The sequence below is a fragment of the Tenacibaculum sp. 47A_GOM-205m genome, from assembly GCF_000518405.1.
Taxonomy (GTDB): domain Bacteria; phylum Bacteroidota; class Bacteroidia; order Flavobacteriales; family Flavobacteriaceae; genus Polaribacter; species Polaribacter lutimaris.
Genome location: NZ_JADN01000003.1, coordinates 711,258 through 732,026, shown reverse-complemented (window position 1 = coordinate 732,026; position 20,769 = coordinate 711,258). Strand labels below are relative to the sequence as shown.

General features: G+C 31.3%; 21 protein-coding genes. 8 read left to right on the top strand and 13 right to left on the bottom strand.

The window, feature by feature from the left end:
- Positions 1–515: 515 nt before the first annotated feature.
- The 7 genes from N534_RS0103540 to N534_RS0103510 form a co-directional block, all read right to left on the bottom strand.
- Entirely contained in the window at positions 516–1,244 is a 729-nt protein-coding gene (locus N534_RS0103540; protein WP_028891163.1) for a DUF4294 domain-containing protein, read from the bottom strand.
- Between the two features lie 103 nt (positions 1,245–1,347).
- Positions 1,348–2,601, bottom strand: coding sequence for an aminotransferase class I/II-fold pyridoxal phosphate-dependent enzyme (locus N534_RS0103535; RefSeq protein WP_028891162.1), 1,254 nt, complete (start codon positions 2,599–2,601; stop codon positions 1,348–1,350).
- A gap of 133 nt (positions 2,602–2,734) precedes the next feature.
- Positions 2,735–4,951, bottom strand: a complete 2,217-nt coding sequence (locus N534_RS0103530) for a xanthine dehydrogenase family protein molybdopterin-binding subunit (protein WP_028891161.1) — start codon at positions 4,949–4,951, stop codon at positions 2,735–2,737.
- A gap of 12 nt (positions 4,952–4,963) precedes the next feature.
- On the bottom strand, positions 4,964–5,425 hold the full coding sequence (locus N534_RS0103525; protein WP_028891160.1) for a (2Fe-2S)-binding protein: 462 nt from the start codon (positions 5,423–5,425) through the stop codon (positions 4,964–4,966).
- Between the two features lie 101 nt (positions 5,426–5,526).
- Complete coding sequence (locus N534_RS0103520) at positions 5,527–6,477, bottom strand: phosphoribosylaminoimidazolesuccinocarboxamide synthase (RefSeq protein WP_028891159.1); 951 nt, start codon at positions 6,475–6,477, stop codon at positions 5,527–5,529.
- Between the two features lie 109 nt (positions 6,478–6,586).
- Positions 6,587–7,123, bottom strand: coding sequence for a hypothetical protein (locus tag N534_RS0103515; protein WP_028891158.1), 537 nt, complete (start codon positions 7,121–7,123; stop codon positions 6,587–6,589).
- A gap of 44 nt (positions 7,124–7,167) precedes the next feature.
- Complete coding sequence (locus N534_RS0103510; RefSeq protein WP_028891157.1) at positions 7,168–8,121, bottom strand: PhoH family protein; 954 nt, start codon at positions 8,119–8,121, stop codon at positions 7,168–7,170.
- A 119-nt stretch (positions 8,122–8,240) separates the two neighbouring features.
- Here N534_RS0103510 and N534_RS0103505 point away from each other — a divergent pair, with 119 nt between their 5' ends.
- The 5 genes from N534_RS0103505 to gldG are packed head-to-tail and all read left to right on the top strand — an operon-like array spanning position 8,241 to position 12,288.
- A complete protein-coding gene (locus N534_RS0103505) occupies positions 8,241–9,101 on the top strand; it encodes an S-adenosyl-l-methionine hydroxide adenosyltransferase family protein (protein ID WP_028891156.1) in 861 nt (286 codons plus the stop codon).
- A gap of 4 nt (positions 9,102–9,105) precedes the next feature.
- The gene (locus N534_RS0103500; protein WP_028891155.1) at positions 9,106–9,402 is read left to right on the top strand and encodes a putative quinol monooxygenase; all 297 of its coding nucleotides are present in this window, start codon (positions 9,106–9,108) and stop codon (positions 9,400–9,402) included.
- Positions 9,402–9,929 carry a GNAT family N-acetyltransferase gene (locus N534_RS0103495; protein WP_028891154.1) on the top strand — a complete coding sequence of 176 codons (528 nt, stop codon included), beginning with the start codon at positions 9,402–9,404 and terminating at the stop codon, positions 9,927–9,929. Before N534_RS0103500 ends, N534_RS0103495 begins: the two co-directional genes overlap by 1 nt.
- 6 nt (positions 9,930–9,935) lie before the next feature.
- On the top strand, positions 9,936–10,655 hold the full coding sequence (gldF, locus tag N534_RS0103490) for a gliding motility-associated ABC transporter permease subunit GldF (RefSeq protein ID WP_028891153.1): 720 nt from the start codon (positions 9,936–9,938) through the stop codon (positions 10,653–10,655).
- Positions 10,648–12,288 carry a gliding motility-associated ABC transporter substrate-binding protein GldG gene (gene gldG / locus N534_RS0103485; protein WP_028891152.1) on the top strand — a complete coding sequence of 547 codons (1,641 nt, stop codon included), beginning with the start codon at positions 10,648–10,650 and terminating at the stop codon, positions 12,286–12,288. Before gldF ends, gldG begins: the two co-directional genes overlap by 8 nt.
- A gap of 89 nt (positions 12,289–12,377) precedes the next feature.
- On the opposite strand, the gene N534_RS0103480 is transcribed toward gldG, so the two are convergent.
- Positions 12,378–13,136 carry a dTDP-glucose 4,6-dehydratase gene (locus tag N534_RS0103480; protein ID WP_028891151.1) on the bottom strand — a complete coding sequence of 253 codons (759 nt, stop codon included), beginning with the start codon at positions 13,134–13,136 and terminating at the stop codon, positions 12,378–12,380.
- Positions 13,123–13,788, bottom strand: a complete 666-nt coding sequence (locus tag N534_RS0103475; RefSeq protein WP_028891150.1) for an MIP family channel protein — start codon at positions 13,786–13,788, stop codon at positions 13,123–13,125. Before N534_RS0103475 ends, N534_RS0103480 begins: the two co-directional genes overlap by 14 nt.
- 111 nt (positions 13,789–13,899) lie before the next feature.
- Between N534_RS0103475 and N534_RS0103470 the strand changes: the two genes are divergently transcribed.
- A complete protein-coding gene (locus N534_RS0103470; RefSeq protein WP_028891149.1) occupies positions 13,900–14,742 on the top strand; it encodes a DUF2911 domain-containing protein in 843 nt (280 codons plus the stop codon).
- Positions 14,743–14,816: 74 nt separating this feature from the next.
- On the opposite strand, the gene N534_RS0103465 is transcribed toward N534_RS0103470, so the two are convergent.
- A complete protein-coding gene (locus tag N534_RS0103465; RefSeq protein ID WP_028891148.1) occupies positions 14,817–15,779 on the bottom strand; it encodes a succinylglutamate desuccinylase/aspartoacylase family protein in 963 nt (320 codons plus the stop codon).
- Between the two features lie 11 nt (positions 15,780–15,790).
- On the bottom strand, positions 15,791–17,224 hold the full coding sequence (locus tag N534_RS0103460; RefSeq protein WP_038005294.1) for a hypothetical protein: 1,434 nt from the start codon (positions 17,222–17,224) through the stop codon (positions 15,791–15,793).
- A 316-nt stretch (positions 17,225–17,540) separates the two neighbouring features.
- Between N534_RS0103460 and N534_RS0103455 the strand changes: the two genes are divergently transcribed.
- Entirely contained in the window at positions 17,541–18,212 is a 672-nt protein-coding gene (locus tag N534_RS0103455) for a hypothetical protein (protein ID WP_028891146.1), read from the top strand.
- An 85-nt stretch (positions 18,213–18,297) separates the two neighbouring features.
- On the top strand, positions 18,298–18,915 hold the full coding sequence (locus N534_RS0103450) for a hypothetical protein (protein ID WP_028891145.1): 618 nt from the start codon (positions 18,298–18,300) through the stop codon (positions 18,913–18,915).
- A 381-nt stretch (positions 18,916–19,296) separates the two neighbouring features.
- On the opposite strand, the gene N534_RS0103445 is transcribed toward N534_RS0103450, so the two are convergent.
- On the bottom strand, positions 19,297–19,530 hold the full coding sequence (locus N534_RS0103445) for a hypothetical protein (RefSeq protein WP_156025538.1): 234 nt from the start codon (positions 19,528–19,530) through the stop codon (positions 19,297–19,299).
- 249 nt (positions 19,531–19,779) lie between these two features.
- Complete coding sequence (locus N534_RS14990; RefSeq protein WP_051435832.1) at positions 19,780–20,769, bottom strand: hypothetical protein; 990 nt, start codon at positions 20,767–20,769, stop codon at positions 19,780–19,782.

Genomic DNA, 20,769 nt, shown 5'->3' with positions numbered 1-20,769 from the left:
TTTCTTAAAGCGGGTGCAAACATACAAACTGTTTTTATTCTGACAAAAACTTTTTTAAAGTTTTTTTTAGTCTGTTTTTCGCTGTTTTAATGAACTGTCTCCGTTAAAATCGGACTGCAAAGATACTACCTTTACTTTAAATAAAACAAGAAAAAATTAAACTATTTTTTAACCTTTTCTTATTGTATCACACACCCTATTTTAATGAACTCTTACTAACTTTTTAGCTTACCGCTTTTCCGTTAGCGGGTGCAAATATAGAACCCTTTTTCAATACAACAAGCACTTTTCTTACCTTTTTCTTACCCCTCTTTTTAACCCTTTAAACCTTAACTATTTACATGTAAACTTTTTTTACTTAGCTAGCGCTTTTAACTACTCTCTTGTAAGGATTCTCTCTTATATATTGGCACTAACAAGATCCCTTCTTCTTAAAAAACATAGCTTGCCTGAACTTTAAAAAAAAAACAAACGCTAACAATAACTCATTTATTAAGCATCAAAAAACGGAAAATTTAGCGCTTCTTCTTTCTATCTCTTTTCTTACGAAGCTTCTTAAAGTACTCTTTGTACTCCGATACATCCATATATCCCCTACTCTTCAATACAATATTCGTATAGTCCTTCGCTAATTTAGGCTCCTGATACTCCAACTTCTCATCTATATAAGCTCGTTGTAATATATCCTCTATCAAATAATCTTCATTATTACTCTCTGGAACGTATTCTGACTTTAAGGATAACTTGAACATATTTGCCGTAGTGTTGTACCAAAAAGCTTTCCATCCGCTTCGAATTTCTTTCACATTATCAAAGGCTGTTTTTCCTGTTTGACGATGAATTAACTTCAACAATATTCTCCCTTCTGTTCTTGTTAGTTTTTTTAATGGTGCTGTTAATTCTTCTTCGAGGTATTTTTGAACACGCTTTACATATTGCCTCTTTTTGCTTTTTGATTTAATTCTCGACAAACGAGAATTCACACTATCTACTCTTTTTGCAGCTAGAGTTGCATAAGGATATGCTTTGAATACTTTTTTTCGCAACCAATAATAATATAAAATATCGTTTTTCTCTTTAAACTTATGTTTTGGCAACACTGTTACTTCGTTTAACCTTATCATTAAACTATCTCCTACTTTAACTAAAATATATTCATCGTTAAAGTTTGGCAAACTATCTTTAAGTTGAGCACTAATTGTAGTAGTCGCTAATAGTATATATAAGTAAAGTATTCTTTTCATTTAATTTTTATGTACAAAAAGGATTCCAAATGTATCATTTCTGTTTTAAAACAAAAAACTCATGAAAAATTTCATGAGTTTTTTGTTTTATTTCAGGCTTATACTATTCTGCCATTATTGATTCAGCTACTTTTTTATACGTTCCGTTTTCTAATTTTTCACGAATCGCTGTAAATGCTTCTATTGTTTCAGTTACATCGTCCATTGTATGACGTGCAGTTGGAATCAATCTTAAAATAATTAATCCTTTTGGGATTACTGGGTATACTACGATAGAACAGAAAACCCCATGGTTTTCTCTTAAATCGTTGACCATAGCCATTGCTTCAGGAATATCTCCTTTTAAATATACAGGAGTAATACAAGTTTCGGTAGTTCCTAAATCAAACCCTGCTTCACGTAAACCTGATTGCAAAGCATTGGTAACTTCCCATAACTTATCTTTTAACTCTGGTTGTGTACGAATTAAATCTAAACGTTTTAAAGCTCCTTTTACCATTGGCATTGGTAATGATTTTGCAAACATTTGAGATCTCATATTGTACTGTAAATACTGTACTACATCTTTATCTCCTGCAAAAAATGCTCCAATACCCGCCATAGATTTAGCAAAAGTAGCAAAATAGACATCAATTCCGTCTTGTACTCCTTGTTCGAATCCTGTTCCTCTTCCTCCTTCTCCTAAAGTTCCAAATCCGTGCGCATCATCTACTAATAAACGGAAATTGTATTTTTCTTTTAATGCTACAATTTCTTTTAATCTTCCTTGCTCTCCACGCATACCAAAAACTCCTTCAGAAACTAATAAAATTCCTCCACCAGTTTTTTCTGCCATTTTAGTAGCACGTTGTAAGTTTTTCTCACAACTTTCAATATCGTTATGACGGTAAACAAAACGTTTACCTGCATGTAAACGAACACCATCAATAATACATGCGTGCGTATCTACATCATATACAATAATATCGTCTTTAGAAACTAAGGCATCAATTGCCGATACCATACCTTGGTATCCGAAGTTTACTAAATAAGCAGCTTCTTTTCCTACAAATTCAGCACATTCCTTTTCTAATTGTTCATGGTATTTTGTATGACCCGACATCATACGAGCTCCCATAGGGTATGCCATACCATCAGTAGCTGCTGATTCTCCATCAACTTTTAATACTTCTGGATGGTTTGCTAATCCTAAATAATCATTGATACTCCAAGTAACTACTTTTTTTCCATTGAAAGACATTCGGTTAGAAATTGGCCCTTCTAATTTAGGAAACACATAATACCCTTCTGCTTTATCTGCCCATTTTCCTAAAGGTCCCTTATCCCCTTTAATTCTTTCAAATAAATCTTTAACCATTATTATTTTTGATTTTTATAGGTTGCGAAAATAGTGCTTTTTTAACAGATTTTCAAAAATTGTCTATAGCATAATTAATATATAATAAAGAAAGGTGCCTAATTAGGCACCTTTTACTTCATTTTTATTTTTATTAACCTAAAACGTTTGATTTTAATTCTTCTATGAAAGGCTGTTTATATAGTCTTTTTCCTAAAGCTTTATGGATAGCATTAGCCACAGCCCCACCTGCTGGTGGTAAACCTGGTTCTCCTAAACCTGTTGGAGACAACTCATTTTGAACAAAGTGAACTTCTACTTTTGGAGTCTCATTCATTCGTATTAACCTATAACCATCAAAGTTTCTACTAGAAGGTTTCCCTTCTTCAAAAGTTAAATTTCCATACATTGCATGCCCTATACCATCAATAACTCCACCAGCCACTTGATTAATCGCTCCTGTAGGGTTTACAACAATACCACAATCTACCGCAGCAACAACTTTTGTTACGACAGGGACTCCATCTTTCACTTCTACTTCTGCTACTTCTGCAACATGTGAATTATGACTATAATATGCAGAAAAACCTTGATAAACTCCTTCTTTGGCTTTCCCCCATTCTCCTTTTTCAGCTGCTAATCGAATTGCGTCTTGCATTCTCTTTCCTGAATATTCTATCCTTTTATCTTCAGTATCTTTTACATTCTCTAATAAATCTAAACGTAACTGAACTGGATCAACTTCTAGTTCTTGTGCTAATTCATCAAAAAATGATTGTTCTGCATATCCTAGGAAATTGGTATATGGTGCTCTCCAAGCGCCTGTAGTAATATTACTCTTATAATTAGCTGTTGAAACTTTATAGTTTGGAATACACCCTGCAGGGAAGAAATTTGGAATTAACCCATACATATTATCATTAATTGCTGCTTCTTTTAAATGATACCCAGTTATTTTTCCATCTTTTATTGACGCAGCTATTCTGTATTTAATTGCAGGTCGATATATACCGCTTGTTATATCTTCTTCTCTGGTAGAAACCATTTTTATAGGTTTCTTAATTTTATCGGATATCTCAAGAGCTTCATATACAAAATCTCCATACAATCTTCTTCCAAAACCTCCTCCCATTCTGGTCATCTCAATATGAACTTGACTTAAATCACGTCCTAACATTTCAGACGCAACTTGTGCTGCATATTCAGGTGTTTGCACCGGCCCTACCAGATGTACTTTTTCAGCAGTTATGTTTGCAAAAAAGTTCATAGGTTCCATACAATTGTGCGGTAAGAAAGGTGAATGATATGTACGTTCTATAACTTTATCAGCTTCTGAAAATACTTTATCTACATCTCCATCTTCTCTTCTTATATCAAATTTATCTCCTTCTAGTAAACTTAACAATTTTTCATCGTGAAGTTTTGTATCTTCAAGCTGAGAACCTTCTTTCCATGTAGCTTTAATAGCTTTGGATCCTTTGATTGCTGCCCAAGTATTTTCTGCTATAACAACTACTTTATCTGATTTTGACAGCTTGAAAGTCCAATTGTTTTTACCAGATTCAATAAAGTTTCTTGCTTTTTCTCCAATAGTTACAACATCTATCACTCCAGAAACTTTTTTAGCTTCAGATGCATCGAATGATACTAATTCTTCCCCAAAAGAAGGCGGTCTCACAACTGCAGCATAAACCATTCCTTCCTCTTTATAATCTAATCCAAATAATGGTTTACCTGTTACTATTTTATCTACATCAACATTTATAGCATCTTTACCTATGATGGAAAATTCTGAAGGTTTCTTTAATGTTACATTTTCTGGAATTTCTAGTATTGCTGCTTCTTTAACCACTTCTCCATACCCTAACTCATCGCCTTTTGCATTAGTAATTACTCCTTTTGAAGCTGAACAAGTAGCAGCGTCAACTCCCCATTTTACTGCGGCAGCATTGATTAGCATTTGTTTTGTTGTAGCTCCAGTTTGTCTCAAAGCCGTCCAACCGTGGCGAATAGACTGACTCCCTCCTGCTAATTGACGTGTGTAACTTTTAGTATTTAATGGAGCTTGTACCACATGCACTTTGTCCCATTCAACATCTAATTCTTCAGCAATAATCATCGGCATTGATGTTTTTACCCCTTGTCCTATTTCTGGATTCGGAGCGTAAATGGTTACATAACCTTCATCAGAAATTTTAATAAACGCATTAAAATCATTAAAGTTTAGGTTTTCAACATCTACAGATGGTTTTACATTAGGTTTACATGCAGTAAATAAATTAAACCCAATCATGATTCCTCCACTAGCTAATGCTGAGGCTCTTAAAAAATTTCTTCTACTAAAGGTATACTTGTTTTCTTGTGTGCTCATGATTGAAAAATTTTAAGACATTTTTTTAGCAGCTAAAGCAACTGCTTTTTCTATTCTGTTATATGCAGCACAACGACAAATATTACCTTGCATTGCTTCTCTTATTTCTTCATTTGAAGGATTTGGATTTTCCTTTAAAAAAGAAGCGGCTGTCATTATTTGACCTGCTTGACAATATCCGCACTGTGGCACATCTACTTCTTTCCAAGCTTCTTGTAATGGATGATTACCTTCAATTGATAATCCTTCTATGGTTGTGATTTCTTCATCTCCTAACATTGAAACTTGTAGTTGGCAACTTCTCATTGCTGTTCCGTCTACATGAACAGTGCAGGCACCACATTGTGCTATACCGCAACCGAATTTGGTTCCTACCATATCGAGTTCATCACGTAAAACCCACAACAATGGTGTATCAGCATCTGCTGTAAAGGATACCGATTTTCCGTTAATTTTTAATGTATAATTTGGCATTTCAGGTAGTTTTTATAATTCGAAAAGTTACGAAAAAAATAAATGCCACTTAGTTAATGAAGTTATTTTAAATAAAAAAAAGAGGCTTTCGCCTCTCTTACTTATCTATTTTGTAAAAATGTAGTTACATTTTTTTCTATTCTTTCTAGTACATCTTCTGTATTTGCTTTTACAAAAGCTTCTCCTGTAATTTGCTCATACAATTCTATGTATCTATTTGAAATCTCATTGATTTTAGCGTCTGACATTTCAGGAATTTGTTGTCCCTCTTTTCCTTGAAAACCATTTTCAATTAACCATTGACGAACAAACTCTTTAGATAATTGTTTTTGCTTTTCTCCTTTCTCTTGACGCTCTACATATCCGTCCGCATAAAAATAACGAGAAGAGTCTGGTGTATGAATTTCATCAATCAATACAATTTTACCATCTTTTGTTTTTCCAAACTCGTATTTTGTATCTACTAAAATTAATCCTCTTTTAGCTGCTAACTCGGTTCCTCTTTGGAATAATTTTCTAGTATAATCTTCTAGAACTAAATAGTCTTCTTCTGAAACAATTCCTTTAGCCAAAATATCTTCACGAGAAATATCTTCATCGTGCTCTCCATTATCAGCTTTTGTTGAAGGTGTTATAATTGGTGTAGGAAACTTATCATTTTCTTTCATTCCTTCAGGCATTGTTACACCACATAGTGTTCTTTTTCCTGCTGCATATTCACGAGCAGCATGTCCTGATAAATATCCACGAATTACCATTTCTACTTTAAATGGTTCACATAAATGACCTACTGCTACGTTTTCATCTGGGTTAGCTAATAACCAGTTTGGAACGATATCCGAAGTATCATTCATCATTTTAGTAGCAATTTGGTTTAAAATTTGTCCTTTAAAAGGAATTTGACGAGGTAAAATTACATCAAATGCAGAAAGACGATCAGAAGCTATCATCACCAATAATTCATCATTGATGTTATAAACTTCTCTTACTTTTCCTTTGTAAACTGTCTTTTGCCTTGGAAACTGAAAGTTAGTTTCGTTAATTGTATTCATTTTTCTATTTTGTTGTGTTGTCGTGGCGCAAATGTAAGTTAAAAACTTATTTAAATAAAAAAGATGTGCTTTTATAAACACATCTCTCTTAAATTATATTTTAAATATTTTAAAGTCCAATATTAATATAAGTACCAGAGAACTTTCCATCTGAAATAAGAATTGTATTACCTAGCTCTTCTCCATCTAACAATCTTCCTTCAAAAGTTCCTTCAATTATTTTATTTTCTATATCAAACTTCGAAACTACAACTTTACCAACAGAGATTCCTGAACTTGAGTTATAATTGGTATGATATATTTTGTCTGCTTCTCCATCATAGTAACTAATACTTGTTGATGTATAGCCTTTAATTTCAAAAACACCTGCTTCTTTAACATCATCAATAGTTATGTATATTCTATCATTTAAATCGTTCATTTTAAGAATAAATTCTATGTTATTATCACTATAATAACTAACACTACCTATTGATGCGTCTTCTAAATTTGTAAGTTTAAAACTTTCTCTATATAAACTACCTCCAATATTAGCTTCTATGAAACCTTCAGAAAACACTATAACTGCTTCACTATCTGAATCTGAACATGAAACAAAAGATAATATAGAAAAAACAAATAGTAAAAATAAAACGATATTCTTCATAAGCAAAAAATAGATTTGCGAAAATAATATGTTTTTATGAAAAATCACTCAGTTTCTATACTTTTATAAGCTGTTATAATTTGCTTTACTAATCGGTGGCGAATTACATCTTTATCATCTAAGTATACTTGTGCTATTCCTTTGATATCTTTTAAGGCTAATAATGATTCTTTCAATCCTGATACTTGTCTACGTGGTAAATCTATTTGACCAGGATCTCCTGTAATGATAAATTTTGCATGCATTCCCATACGGGTTAGGAACATTTTCATTTGTGCATGCGTGGTATTTTGCGCTTCATCTAAAATCACGAAGGCATTATCTAGCGTACGACCTCGCATAAAAGCTAATGGTGCAATTTGAATCGTTCCGTTTTCTAGATACGCTTGTAACTTTTCGTGTGGAATCATATCTCGTAATGCATCATATAATGGTTGCATGTACGGATCTAACTTTTCTTTTAAATCTCCTGGAAGAAACCCAAGGTTTTCACCAGATTCAACTGCAGGTCTTGTTAAAATAATACGCCTAACTTCTTTTTCTTTTAATGCTTTCACAGCCAATGCTACTGCTGTATATGTTTTTCCTGTTCCGGCTGGACCAACTGCAAATAACATATCATTTTTTTGCATCAAATCAATCATTTTATGTTGGTTGGCTGTTTGTGCCTTGATTAATTTTCCACTAACCCCATGCACTAAAACATCTTTTGCATTTCCTGATTTACGAATCTCTTCTTCTTTACCTGTTGATGTTAAAATACGTTCAATACTATTTTCATCAAGTTTATTATATCGATTAAAATATTTGATAAGCATTTCTAATCGCTTTTCAAACTCATCTAATAATTCTGCTTCACCAAAAATCTTTAATTTATTTCCTCTTGCTACAATTTTTACTTTAGGAAAGAATGTTTTTAACTGAGTAATTGTGCTATTCTGAGCTCCGAAGAAATCATTTGGGTTGATTTCTGTTAATTCAATTATGCGTTCGTTCAAATGACAAAAGTTTTAAGATTATTCACACTAAAAATAATGATTATTTTTGTCGAATTACGTAGTTTTGTTTAAAAATTCAGCATAATTTTTCACAAACTAATTAACAAACACCTAACTTAATGTCTCTTATCACATTAACTACTGATTTTGGAACTAAAGACCACTTTGTAGGGGCTGTAAAAGGGGCTATATACTCAGAATTACCTGACGCTAAGATTGTAGATATAACACATCATATCTCCCCTTTTAACATTACTGAAACAGCGTATATTTTAAAAAATGCATATAAGAGTTTTCCTGATAAAACTATACATGTAATTGGTGTTGATTCTGAGTTAAGTATTCAAAACAAACACATTGCTTTAGAATTAGACAATCATTACTTTATTTGTCCTGACAACGGTTTAATTTCTATGATTGCTTCTGAAATTAAGCCTACTAAAGTTTTTGAGATCAATATTCATGATCGAGTAGAAAGTAGTTTCCCTGTACTAGATGTGTTTGTGCAAGTTGCTAGCCACATTGCTCGTGGTGGGAGTTTAAGTGTTATTGGTAGAGAAATTGATTCTTATAAGCAGATTATTGAAATTCAACCAAAAGTAAACGAACAACAAAATAGTATTGCTGGCGGTGTGATTTATATTGATAATTATGGTAATGTAATTACTAATATTAGCCAAAAGCTATTTAATAGTGTTGGGAAAGGTCGTGATTTTAAAGTTACAGCTAGACGTTATACCTTTACAAAAATTTTTAGTCGATATAATGAAATTGTTGATTACTCGATTGAAAACAATGGTCAGCATGATGGAGAAAAATTGGCTATTTTTAACTCTGCAGGTTTTTTAGAAATTGCTATTTATCGAAGTAATTTAGAAACTGTAGGAGGCGCCTCTACTCTACTTGGATTAGAGTATAGAGACACTATTACTGTTGAATTTGAAAATCCGGTTACACCAGAATTTACACCTATAAATTAACGATATGTTTGTACGAATAGTAAAAATGAGCTTTCAACCAGAAAAAATTGAAGAGTTTTTAAACAACTTTAATTCAAAAAAAGAGTTTATACGAAACTCACCTGGTTGTCGTTTATTAGAGTTATATAGAGACAAAACAAATCCGAATATATTTTTCACTTATAGCTATTGGGATACTGAGCAAGATTTAGAAAACTACAGAAATTCTGAATTATTTAAAGGTGTTTGGGCACAAACCAAAGTTTTATTTAATGATAAGCCTCTTGCTTGGAGTGTAGATAAAATTGAATCGTTACCTTAATGAGTTTATTCAGTCCTTTTCCTGTTTTACATACACCTCGGCTTGTACTAAGAAAACTTGTTGATAATGATAAAGAGGCTATTTTTAAAATTCGATCGAATTCAGTAGTCAATAAATTTATTGATAGAAAGATTCCTAGTGATATTTCTGATGTGGAAGATTTTATAAAACTAATTGATGAATTAGTACTTAAAAACGAAGGTATTTACTGGGTTATTGAAAACAACAACGAGGTTATAGGTTCTATTGGTTTACGTCATTTTAATGACAATTTTTCTTATGCCGAAATTGGCTATGAATTACATCCTGACGCTCACGGAAAAGGTTTTATGAGTGAAGCTTTAAAAGAAGTTATTCAATTTGGTTTTAGTTCACTTAACTTGAATGAAATTGAAGCTTATACTCATAAACACAATAAAGGTTCTATAAATTTGTTAAAAAGGTTTAACTTTAAATTACGTCCCAATAAAAAAGATAACGACTTCGAGAATAATGTTATTTTTGGACTTCTTAAAAACGAACAATAGTATTTTATGCTACCACTACTAAAAAAAGAATTTAACTCATTTTTTGCCTCTCCCATTGCCTATTTGGTTATTGGGGTGTTTTTACTTGTAAATGGCTTATTTTTATGGGTATTTAAAGATAATTTCAACATTTTAAATGCAGGGTTTGCTGATTTGAATAGCTTTTTTTATTTAGCTCCATGGTTGTTTTTATTCCTGATTCCTGCCATAACAATGAAAAGTTTTGCAGATGAGTTTAATAGTGGAACCATTGAAATTTTAAAAACCAAACCACTTACCGATTGGCAAATTGTGCTGGGCAAATTTTTTGCTGCACTTTTACTCGTTATTATAGCATTATTACCTACGTTAACTTATACTTATACTGTGTATCAATTAGGAAGTCCTGTTGGAAATTTAGATGTAGGTAGTACAGTTGGCTCGTATTTAGGATTGTTATTTTTAGCATCAACTTATACTGCTGTAGGATTATTTACTTCTACCCTTTCAAATAACCAGATTGTAGCATTTATTGTAAGTGTATTTATCACTTTTGCTTTATTCTACGGGTTTGATGCTGTCGGATTTTCCTTAGGAAACTCAGGATATACCTTACAACAATTTGGTATTAACGAACACTTTAAAAGTATTAGTCGTGGTGTAGTAGATACTCGTGATTTAATCTACTTTATCAGTGTTACGTTCTTCTTTTTATTCATCACTAAACAACAGTTAAAAAATGAATAAGAAATTACAACACATCGCATTAGCTCTTATTGGACTGTTAGTTCTTAACTATGTGGCTAACTCTATATACAAACGTTTTGATTTAACACAAGATAAACGATATACCTTATCGGAAGTAAGTGAAAGTCTTATTGATAAAATTGATACACCACTAACGATTCATGTATTCTTAGAAGGTGATTTTCCTGCGGAATTTAAGCGTTTACAAACAGAAACACGCCAGTTTTTAGAGGAATTACAAGCAAAAAACTCTAACATCCGCTTCAGATTTATCAATCCTGATAATATTCGTGAACGTTTGGTAAAAAGAGGAATGATGCCTAGCCAGTTAACTGTAGAAGAAGATGGAAAGTTATCTGAAGCTATTATTTTTCCTTGGGCAGAAATTACTTATGGTAAAAAAGTAGAGTTAATTTCTTTACTTTCTAACTCTATTGCTAAAACGCAAGAGGCACAGCTACAAAATGCTGTTGAAAAATTAGAGTATTCTTTTGCTAATGCATTGCATAATGTTACTTTAAAAGAAAGACAGAAAATAGCGGTATTAGCTGGTAATGGAGAACTTCAAGATATTTATCAATATAGTTTGTTAAGTGAAGTTGGTAAAAAATACCGTTTAGCCAAATTTACATTAGATAGTGTGGCTAACAATCCGCAAAAAACCTTGAAAGATTTACGTAACTACGATTTAGCAATTATAGCAAAACCTACTGAACGTTTTACTGAGGAAGAAAAATTTACCGTTGATCAGTTTATAGCAAATGGCGGTAAAAGTTTATGGATGCTAGATAATAACTATGCGGATACTGATAGTTTATACAATGAAGGGAAAATGTTAGCATTTCCTCGTGATTTGAATTTAACTGATTTATTGTTTGGCTATCAAGTTCGTGTAAATAATAAATTAATTCAAGATTTATACTCAGCTAAAATCCCACTAGCTACAGGAAATGTAGGAAACCAAACACAGTTCCAACACTTAAACTGGTTTTATCATCCATTAGTTAATGGAAATCCGAACCATCCGATTACTAAAAATGTAGCACCTGTTCGTTTTCGTTTTGCTACTCAGATAGATACTTTGAAAGGGAATTTGAAAAAAACTCCGTTATTAGTGACTTCTGTACTCACTAAAAAAACTGGAACGCCTAATTTTATTGAGTTACAAAGTATTGCGAAAGAACCTAAAGAAAATGAGTTTGCTTCAGGTCCACAATTATTAGCTGTGTTATTGGAAGGAGCTATTCCTTCAGCATATAAAAACAGAATAAAACCTTTTGACACTCCTGATTTTAAAGCTGAGAGCACAAACAATAAAATGATTGTAATTGCTGATGGTGATGTCGGCAGAAATCAGATTTTAAAAGGAAAACCACACGATTTGTCCTTAGATAAATGGACGGGAGAACAGTTTGGAAATAAAGAATTTTTAATCAATGCTATTGACTATTTATTAGATGATTCTGGATTGATTCAACTGCGTAATAAAACTATTCAAATTAACTTATTGGATAAGCAACGTGCTTTTGCTGAAAAAAGTTTTTGGCAATTTATCAATATTGGTATTCCATTAGTGCTATTAGCACTGTTTGGTTTTGGCTTTAATTACTGGAGGAAGAAGAAATATCAATAAGTGGTTAGTGGTTAGTGGTTAAGTTATTTTTTTAACACTTACAAAAAGAAGAAAAAATTAACAATACATACTACTCACTTTTGACTAAGCTATATACGTAACAAATCATTGTGTTTAAACTGATAACTCAATGCTTTTTGAAGTTTTTTGCTACTAATTATTTTGTAAACTAATGGTTTTGAGTCGTCAAATTCTGGAATAGGTTTTCCTAGAATTTTTCTAGCATTTATATAGAAATCTTCTCTGGTTGGGTGATCGTTTGCACAGGCATTAAAAACTTCACCAAAAACATTCTGTTCTATAATTTGTTCTATAATAGCAATGCAGTCTTCTCTATGTATCATATTTACATAACCTTTTGGATGTGGAATTTTTCTATTAGCAAACCAATTTCCTGGTTGCCTTTTTTCTCCAAATAATCCAGCAAAACGAATTATGGTTGTTTGAAAATTATTATTGTTTCTAAATAAATTTTCTATTTCAACTAGTGGTGAATTTATTGTTTTATCTTCTTCAGTCATTTCCTTATTTAAACTAGGGTACACCGAAGTAGAGCTAATAAAAATTACTTTAGCTGTGTTTGATTTCTCTATAAAAGAAATTAACCTTTTAAAGTTTTCTACCTCTTTGGAAGTGATAGCTATGATTAGAACATCAGCATCTAAAAATTCTGATGAAATATGTTTGTCTGAAATATCAACTAAGTAAGGGGCTATTGCAACTGATTCTAATTCTTGAAGTTTATCTTTAGAAGTTGTTGAACCCTTTACTTTATATCCCTTCCTTTTAAAATATATTCCTAATTCTTTGCCTAACCATCCGCAACCTAAAATACTAACATTTTTCATTACAACAATTATCGTCTTTTACTATTTTACATGAAACCACCGCTAATAAAGCCCCTATAATTGGTGCTAGTATATACAACCACAAATGCTCTAAGTGACCAGAAACTAACGCTGGTGCTATAGAACGAGCAGGATTCATAGAAGCTTTGGTTATAGGTCCTGCAAACATGGCTTCTAATAACACTACACCCCCAATGGCTATACCTGCCATTACTCCTACTTCTTTACTTCCTGTAGATACATTGATAATAGTAAGCATTAAAAAGAAGGTTAATAACAATTCTAAAATAAAAGCTCTCCAAGGCACTACCGTTGGTAATGTAGCTCCGTAAAATTCACTTGTAGGAAATAATACCCAAAGCATAATACTAGCCAACAAAGCTCCTACTAATTGAGCTATGATATATTTAGGCACCTCTTTCCATGAAAATCTTTTAGCATAAGCAAAAGCAATTGTGACTGCAGGATTAAAATGTGCTCCAGAAATTTCTCCAAAGGCATAAATCATTGCCATCACTATCAATCCCCAAGTAATTGCAACCCCAATATGCGTCAAATCTGCTCCATTGGTAATTTCATTTACTGTCATTGCCCCTGTTCCACAGAAAATTAAAGCAAAAGTCCCTATAAATTCAGAAATATATTTTTTCATGATTGCAAATATCTATTAAAACAAGACTACGGTATTTTAAGTTTTTGTTAACATTAATCCGAAGAATTCCTTGTAATTTTAACAAAACTAATTAAAAACAAATCTATTAACATGAAAAAAATACTTTTGAGTTTGTTTGTTGTTGCTTTATCAACAAACATCAATGCCCAGTTAAAGACACCTGCCCCGAGTCCTGCTTCTAAAATAGAACAAAAAGTAGGTTTAACCGATGTTACTGTTGAATATTCAAGACCAAGCATGAAAGGAAGAGCCGTTTTTGGTAATTTAGTTCCTTACGGTAAATTATGGAGAACAGGTGCAAACCAAAACACGAAAGTTACTTTTAGCGACGACGTTACTATTGACGGAAAAACATTAAAAAAAGGAACGTATGCTGTATATACGAAGCCAGGAAAAGACGCTTGGGAAGTATTATTCTATTCTGATGCTAACAACTGGGGAACTCCTCAAAATTGGGATGATGCTAAGGTAGCTGTGTCTACCACTGCTAAGGTTGAAGCTATGCCTATGAAAATTGAAACGTTTACAATGTCTATTGACGATTTAACAAACGATTCTGCTGTATTAGGTATCTTATGGGAAAATGCTTATGTTGGTGTAAAATTTAATACTCCAACAGACAAAGCTGTTGAAGAAAGTATTGCACAAGTAATGGGCGGTCCTTCTGCTAACGATTATTTTTCTTCTGCTGTTTACTATTTACAAGAAGGAAAAGACATCAATAAAGCTAAAGAATGGATTAACAAAGCAGTAGATATGACTAAAGATCAACCTCGTTTTTGGTACTTACGTCAACAATCGTTAATCTTAGCTAAAGCTGGAGATAAAAAAGGAGCTATTAAAGCTGCGAAAGCTTCATTAGCTGGTGCTGAAAAAGTTGGAAATGCTGATTATGTAAAAATGAATAAAGAGTTTATTGCTGAAATGAAATAATTTTCAATAAGAACTTCATTAAATAAAAAGAACTGCTTCATAAATATTTAGTTTATGAGGCAGTTTTTTCGTTTTTATCTCATTATTCCTAAATGGATTACACGTCCACCTGATTGATTTACAGGGTTTACACTCTTCCCTACCACAATTCCTTTTTCTGGCGCGTAATATTTCTTAATCGTATTCCCAAAAACATCTCTTAACGTCGCAATATGATCTCCTTCTTCTACAATATCTCTTAAATCAACATGTACTGTTAACAACCCTCCTTCTTGAGTATACAACCAATATGATTTATTACAAACTACTGTATTTCTTTTAGATGTTTCATATTCATCATCGGTAATTCCTAGATGAGTAAGTACATTATGTACACCTGCTAGTCCACTTTTAATAATTTTCTTTTGAAAACTATGTGGATTTCCTACTTCAATAGTAATAGATGGAATTCCTAATTCTTCTGCAGCTCCACGTAAAGTTCCGTCAGATGGAGGTGTATGTACAATAATTTCTGCATCTTGTAACAAAGCTAATTTCTTAGTAACCTCATTATTCATATCACTTCTAATATAAAATGAATTCACTCTACCAAAACTAGCAGTATGAAGGTCTAAGAGGTAATCAAACTTTTTTACTACCAAATTCAAAAAACGATTGGCATATACTTCACTAGTATTTCCATTGTGTTTCCCTGGCATAATTCTGTTAATGTCTACACCATCACTAAAAACACGAGTTCCTCTAACAAAAGAAGGTACGTTTACAATAGGAATTCCTACTATAGTACCTTTTAAATTATTTGTATCTAAATCTTTAAACAATCGTTGAATTACCGATATTCCATTCAGTTCATTTCCATGAACCGCAGCTGTAAGCCCCAATACAATGCCATCTTCTTTTCCTCTGGCAACCATAATAGGAATACACGTGGCAATTCCTAATGCATTTGAAGTTACTTTTAACCAATAATTCTTAATAGAATTTTGGGGTGTTTGATTTACGTCAAACTCTGTTATATAGTCAATTTGGTGTCCCATACATCTTATAGTTAGTACAACTCATTTAATAAAGTACTATCGTTATTTAAAGAAGTAAATAGTTTCTTTTTAAACTTTTTATTAGAGTTAATTAAGCTAATACACATTTTATCAATAGCAATGGTTGAAAGCACAGTTTGTATGAATGTTTCTATTAAATCATCAATTCCCAAACCTAGTTTATTATAATCTCTTCTATCCATAATTAACAAACGATTGGTGTCTGACGTCCATTCATTCTCTCCTAATTTAACAGATAAATTAGTCCCTAACATCTGCCAAGAATCTTTACTATTCTCTAAATCATTCACAAGAGGTAATAATGCTCTTCTCGAATACATACACAAAGGCTTAATACCATCTTTTGTACTACTAATCATCATACGAATATCAGATACGTAAGTTTCTCCTTTAGCATTTGGCATTGTACCTACATGGTAGTATTTTCCTTTAGTACTTAACGAACTCCAATTGTAATTACCAATTAAACTTTGTACGATAAAACGTTCATACTCTATTTCTAACTTCATAAACTCTTCTAACTCCTCTTCGTTTACAATGGTATATACGCCTTGACCCGCATTACTATATGGAATTTTAATAACCGCTTGTCCCCCCATTTTCTTTACCCACAGTGGAATCTCATTCTTACTTACATCCCAAATAGTATCTGGAATGTTAATTTTCATACCGTGTTCTTCTAACTCAGTATTATAAATATCATAAGCTTTGGCAGCTACCATTTTGTTTCTACCTCCTGCTAAACACGTAATAATCGGATTTAAAATCTTTGTTTTACTATTTACAGGAAAACGATTCCATGGTTTTTGAGTTACATACCTAAAAATACCTCGTAACGGAATCCATTCTTCATTTTGTTTTAAATAAAAAATTTCGTTTTCTATTTTTACATGTGTATTTTCTTTGTTTGAAAAAAACGGAACTAAGAATACATCTTCTTTAAAAACATCTGCAATTACAGCAGCGTAACCAGAGGTTTCCATATAATTTTTATCGTAAAATACAGCTAACCTACCATCTTTAACAAGCTTACGTTTTTTATCTAAAATAGGTTTGAATGTACGCTCTATAAGCAAACGATAAGCTCCATCTTCTTTATTATCGTCTAATAAAGGCATTGACTTTTGACCTGACGGACATGAATTATTTTCAATAATAACCATATTTTTGTCTCCATCTGCCGAAGTAGAATTGATTAAATCGGCACCTCCCCACAAAAAATACTTGCATTCATACGACAAAATTTCTCGTAATTTTTCAGCATTTACTTTAGGATGTAAATGGCAATACCTAGCAATAATTCGTTCTTTATCTAGGTTTAAAAAGAAATTTACCATTGGGTGAATCGTGGCATTCAATGCTTTAGGATACCAATGGTTTTCGTTATTAAATGTATTGGGTTGTATAAGCTCTATTGCTTTCATTTTTGGTTTCTCTATTTTATTTTTCTCTTACAAATACTATTCTTGATAAATTAAAAATAGAAAAAAATACAACTAAAATATGCTTATTTATGTTAATTTATAAACATGCTACTTATTGTCAGGTTTATAAAAAACATGTATTTTAGAAGCTCTTAAAAAATTGCAAATGAAAGGCTATGAATTTTTCTTTCTATTTTTCATGATTATTTTAAGAGTATAAAAAAGTATTACTATCCCCTATTATTTGAGGGATAAAAAAACATTTGTAATACATAAAACTAGTTGGCAGTAATTTGACTCAAGAATACCTAAACAAATGGATTTTTCATCAATCATACATTTCTTAACTGACAAAACAAGAAATTTATCATCTAAAGCCTTATTTATAGTTTTCGGATTTATTTTATTAATATTCTTAGACAATACATTTAGTTTTTCATACTACTATAATACTTCGCAAAAAGTAACTCAAATAAAAGAAATCAATGAAGGACTAAAGGACACAACTTTATCTGTTTCAGAAAAAAAGAAGCTAATCAAACTGCGAAATGATATAATTGAACATAAAACTCTTAAAGATAAAGTCTATGATTATTTGACAAATCTGAATTTTGAAACATCTGACGAAGAAACCACTGAAACTATCAAAACGGCAGAAAAAGAAACGGAAAGAAATTCTAAAATACATTTCATTACTTCCGCTTGGTGGTTAGTACTGTCATTTGGAATAATAGCAATTGCGCTACCTTTTGTACTATTAACTGAAAGAAAAGATATTTTCACAACATTGCTTGGGTTTATATTTATGGGAGGATTTGCGTATCTGATTGCATTACTTTTATCAAAAGTATTCTCTTTTATTCCTCTAATTGACAATAATCCAATTTATAATTATATTCTGAATGCTGTTTTAAGTGGACTAATATTGTTAATTATGATATTAGCTGGAAAAAAGAAAAACAAAAAAACTACTGCCAACAATGTATAACCGCAATTACGGCGGATTCGACTACGTCCGAATCCACTCGGAATTGCTAACGATAATACTAAACTGAAAAATAAACCAAACAATAATGATAAAATCTATTATGACTTTAGGAGTAATGTTAATTACTACCTTATGCTTTGCTCAAACTAAAGGCAATTATATTGTAATCATTAATAATGATTCAATCCGTGTTAACCTAGACAATAACATTAACTACAAAACTACCAAAGGTGAAGAGTTAACTGTTAAAATTATACAACCTGAAATTTTAACCTATTCAGATGATATAATTTCTTTTGATCATAATAAATCATTGAATGTGTCAAACTCAAAAATTGAGGAAGGTATTGAGCAATGTATGATTGTTAAGTCTACAGGAAATGGTTTTATGGTTCAAAAATTTAAAACAATTAACCCTAGTAGCTTAACTCAATTAATGCTTAATGAAATTACTAAAGAAAGCATTAATTATGGCTATTCAAAAACAGAAAAGAAATTCAAGAAAAAAATTAAAAGTGGTCAAACCATTGAAGGTATTGAAGCTACTTTAACATATAAAGGAGAAAGTGAAGTATACACAGTTGCTACTTATGGTGCTAAAGATGAAGGTATAATAGTAGTAACCATGTTTTTAAATGATGATTTTGAAGAGGATAAAGAAATTATAGAATTGTTTTTAGAAACACTATCAATTAATGATTAAATAACTGAACTAAAGAGTTAAAGTATATTCAAATCAATATCTTAAAGTTACACAAAATCAATAACTATACCTTATTAAGCTTACTTAAAAGCCCCAGAAAATATTTTTCTGGGGCTTTTTCACGATTCTCTATAAAAAAACAAAATATTATATACACTTACGTATAAAAAAAATAAAATTGATTTATTAAAAACTGGTTACTTGTGCAAATCCTTGCACAAAAAAAGCGAAATAACCTCTTGATTTTATTGGGCTTACCTACCGCTGTGAAGAAAATGAAGCTTATGTAACTGTATTAAATAATTTATCTATTATGCGATAAAAGAGAAAAGACTAATCTTATAATTATATAATTCATAAATTGCTAAATGAAAATAGTATTTAATCATCTCTAAAATTATAAGTAACATTGCCTAATTTTTCATTTTTATATTCAAAAAATAGTTTATCATAAAAAACCGAATACTCTTCAAAAGGTAAATGTTCTTTTTCTTTTAATTCAAATTCTTTATCAATATTAAACTGACTTATAAGTCTGTCATCAAAAGTAAAACTATACTTTACTTGCATATCCGAATACCTATCAGCTAATTCTATATATAAATTAGTCAACATTTCTTTAAATGTATATTCCTCTCTATCATCTAAATATTCGTTGTTTTCAATAATTGACAGTATGAATTCTCCTGCCTAAGTCCCTATTCCTTTATTTGATTTCCATTCAGGAAAAGCTAAATCCATAAAATGTAAAATCCTACATTTTTACTACACCTTAACATGTTACATCCACTTATTTCACTAGCTATATTACTTTCTGTTTCGGCAAATAGATTTTTACTTTTTCTATATTAATCTTTTATATTCTTATTCTGAACGAATCAACCTTATACTATTCAAACCATAGTTAAATTGGTTTTTTTTTGTGTAAGTGGACACCTCATTTTCTCTAACATTTATAACCTTAACTTTATAGGTGATTGTTATTATTTGATTTTGAGTATTTGTTTCCAATAAAATTTCATCAAATGTTGATTGCATCGTAGCGCCATTTGGTATTGTGGTACAGCGTTTCAATTTTTCTATCGACACAGAATCTTTTGAAAACCATTGGTTTAAAAAGCCCAAATGCTTATCAGAACATTGATAACCCAAATCTAAATAAGTGAGTAGTTTACACTCTAAGTTACTTCTGCTTTCATCGGGACTTCCACTATCCCATTCGCATTCGTTCCCTACAAAGGTAGCGACATACCCTAAAGCCACTCTTTCGGGTTGAGTAATATTTTTTTGATACTCTTTATTCAGAACAATGGTGTTAATATCTGTTTTTAATTCTTCGTCATACACCGTATCCCGCCATAAAATTTTTATGCTATTATTATCAGATATACTTGAACTTATTTTGTTAAATGAAACTAAATACGGTTTTAAGTATGTTATATCTTCATCGCCAGCTTCTTGCAAAATTTTCAATTCCCATTTTATGGAAATTGTATCTCCTTTCACTAATTCATTTATCGGAATGTCATAATACATTATTTGTACAGTATCCTTGTTTTTTTTAGCTAAAAAATACCAATAATCATAATTATCATCGTAACTTAAAAAAGTTACAGTATCGTTATAAATTGTTTTGAGTTCTAATTGTTCATCTGGCCTTAAACGGCTTTTAAAACTATCAAGAGTCTTACTTTCTTTTTCTGAAAAATTTATAATGTCTTTATTATCTGTTTCTACTTTAAACACTGTATTGGTTTCTGTTTTTACAGGTTTTTCAGGTGTATTTTTACAAGAGGTTAAATAAAGACTCAGTAAAGTAGCCAGTAAAAAAAGTGGTGTAATTTTATTTTTCAT

Bases quoted from the DNA above. Each gene is read 5' to 3' on its own strand.
- N534_RS0103540 (WP_028891163.1), bottom strand. From the start codon at position 1,244: ATGAAAAGAATACTTTACTTATATATACTATTAGCGACTACTACAATT.
- N534_RS0103535 (WP_028891162.1), bottom strand. From the start codon at position 2,601: ATGGTTAAAGATTTATTTGAAAGAATTAAAGGGGATAAGGGACCTTTA.
- N534_RS0103530 (WP_028891161.1), bottom strand. From the start codon at position 4,951: ATGAGCACACAAGAAAACAAGTATACCTTTAGTAGAAGAAATTTTTTA.
- N534_RS0103525 (WP_028891160.1), bottom strand. From the start codon at position 5,425: ATGCCAAATTATACATTAAAAATTAACGGAAAATCGGTATCCTTTACA.
- N534_RS0103520 (WP_028891159.1), bottom strand. From the start codon at position 6,477: ATGAATACAATTAACGAAACTAACTTTCAGTTTCCAAGGCAAAAGACA.
- N534_RS0103515 (WP_028891158.1), bottom strand. From the start codon at position 7,123: ATGAAGAATATCGTTTTATTTTTACTATTTGTTTTTTCTATATTATCT.
- N534_RS0103505 (WP_028891156.1), top strand. From the start codon at position 8,241: ATGTCTCTTATCACATTAACTACTGATTTTGGAACTAAAGACCACTTT.
- N534_RS0103500 (WP_028891155.1), top strand. From the start codon at position 9,106: ATGTTTGTACGAATAGTAAAAATGAGCTTTCAACCAGAAAAAATTGAA.
- N534_RS0103495 (WP_028891154.1), top strand. From the start codon at position 9,402: ATGAGTTTATTCAGTCCTTTTCCTGTTTTACATACACCTCGGCTTGTA.
- gldF (WP_028891153.1), top strand. From the start codon at position 9,936: ATGCTACCACTACTAAAAAAAGAATTTAACTCATTTTTTGCCTCTCCC.
- gldG (WP_028891152.1), top strand. From the start codon at position 10,648: ATGAATAAGAAATTACAACACATCGCATTAGCTCTTATTGGACTGTTA.
- N534_RS0103480 (WP_028891151.1), bottom strand. From the start codon at position 13,136: ATGAAAAATGTTAGTATTTTAGGTTGCGGATGGTTAGGCAAAGAATTA.
- N534_RS0103475 (WP_028891150.1), bottom strand. From the start codon at position 13,788: ATGAAAAAATATATTTCTGAATTTATAGGGACTTTTGCTTTAATTTTC.
- N534_RS0103470 (WP_028891149.1), top strand. From the start codon at position 13,900: ATGAAAAAAATACTTTTGAGTTTGTTTGTTGTTGCTTTATCAACAAAC.
- N534_RS0103465 (WP_028891148.1), bottom strand. From the start codon at position 15,779: ATGGGACACCAAATTGACTATATAACAGAGTTTGACGTAAATCAAACA.
- N534_RS0103460 (WP_038005294.1), bottom strand. From the start codon at position 17,224: ATGAAAGCAATAGAGCTTATACAACCCAATACATTTAATAACGAAAAC.
- N534_RS0103455 (WP_028891146.1), top strand. From the start codon at position 17,541: ATGGATTTTTCATCAATCATACATTTCTTAACTGACAAAACAAGAAAT.
- N534_RS0103450 (WP_028891145.1), top strand. From the start codon at position 18,298: ATGATAAAATCTATTATGACTTTAGGAGTAATGTTAATTACTACCTTA.
- N534_RS0103445 (WP_156025538.1), bottom strand. From the start codon at position 19,530: ATGTTGACTAATTTATATATAGAATTAGCTGATAGGTATTCGGATATG.
- N534_RS14990 (WP_051435832.1), bottom strand. From the start codon at position 20,769: ATGAAAAATAAAATTACACCACTTTTTTTACTGGCTACTTTACTGAGT.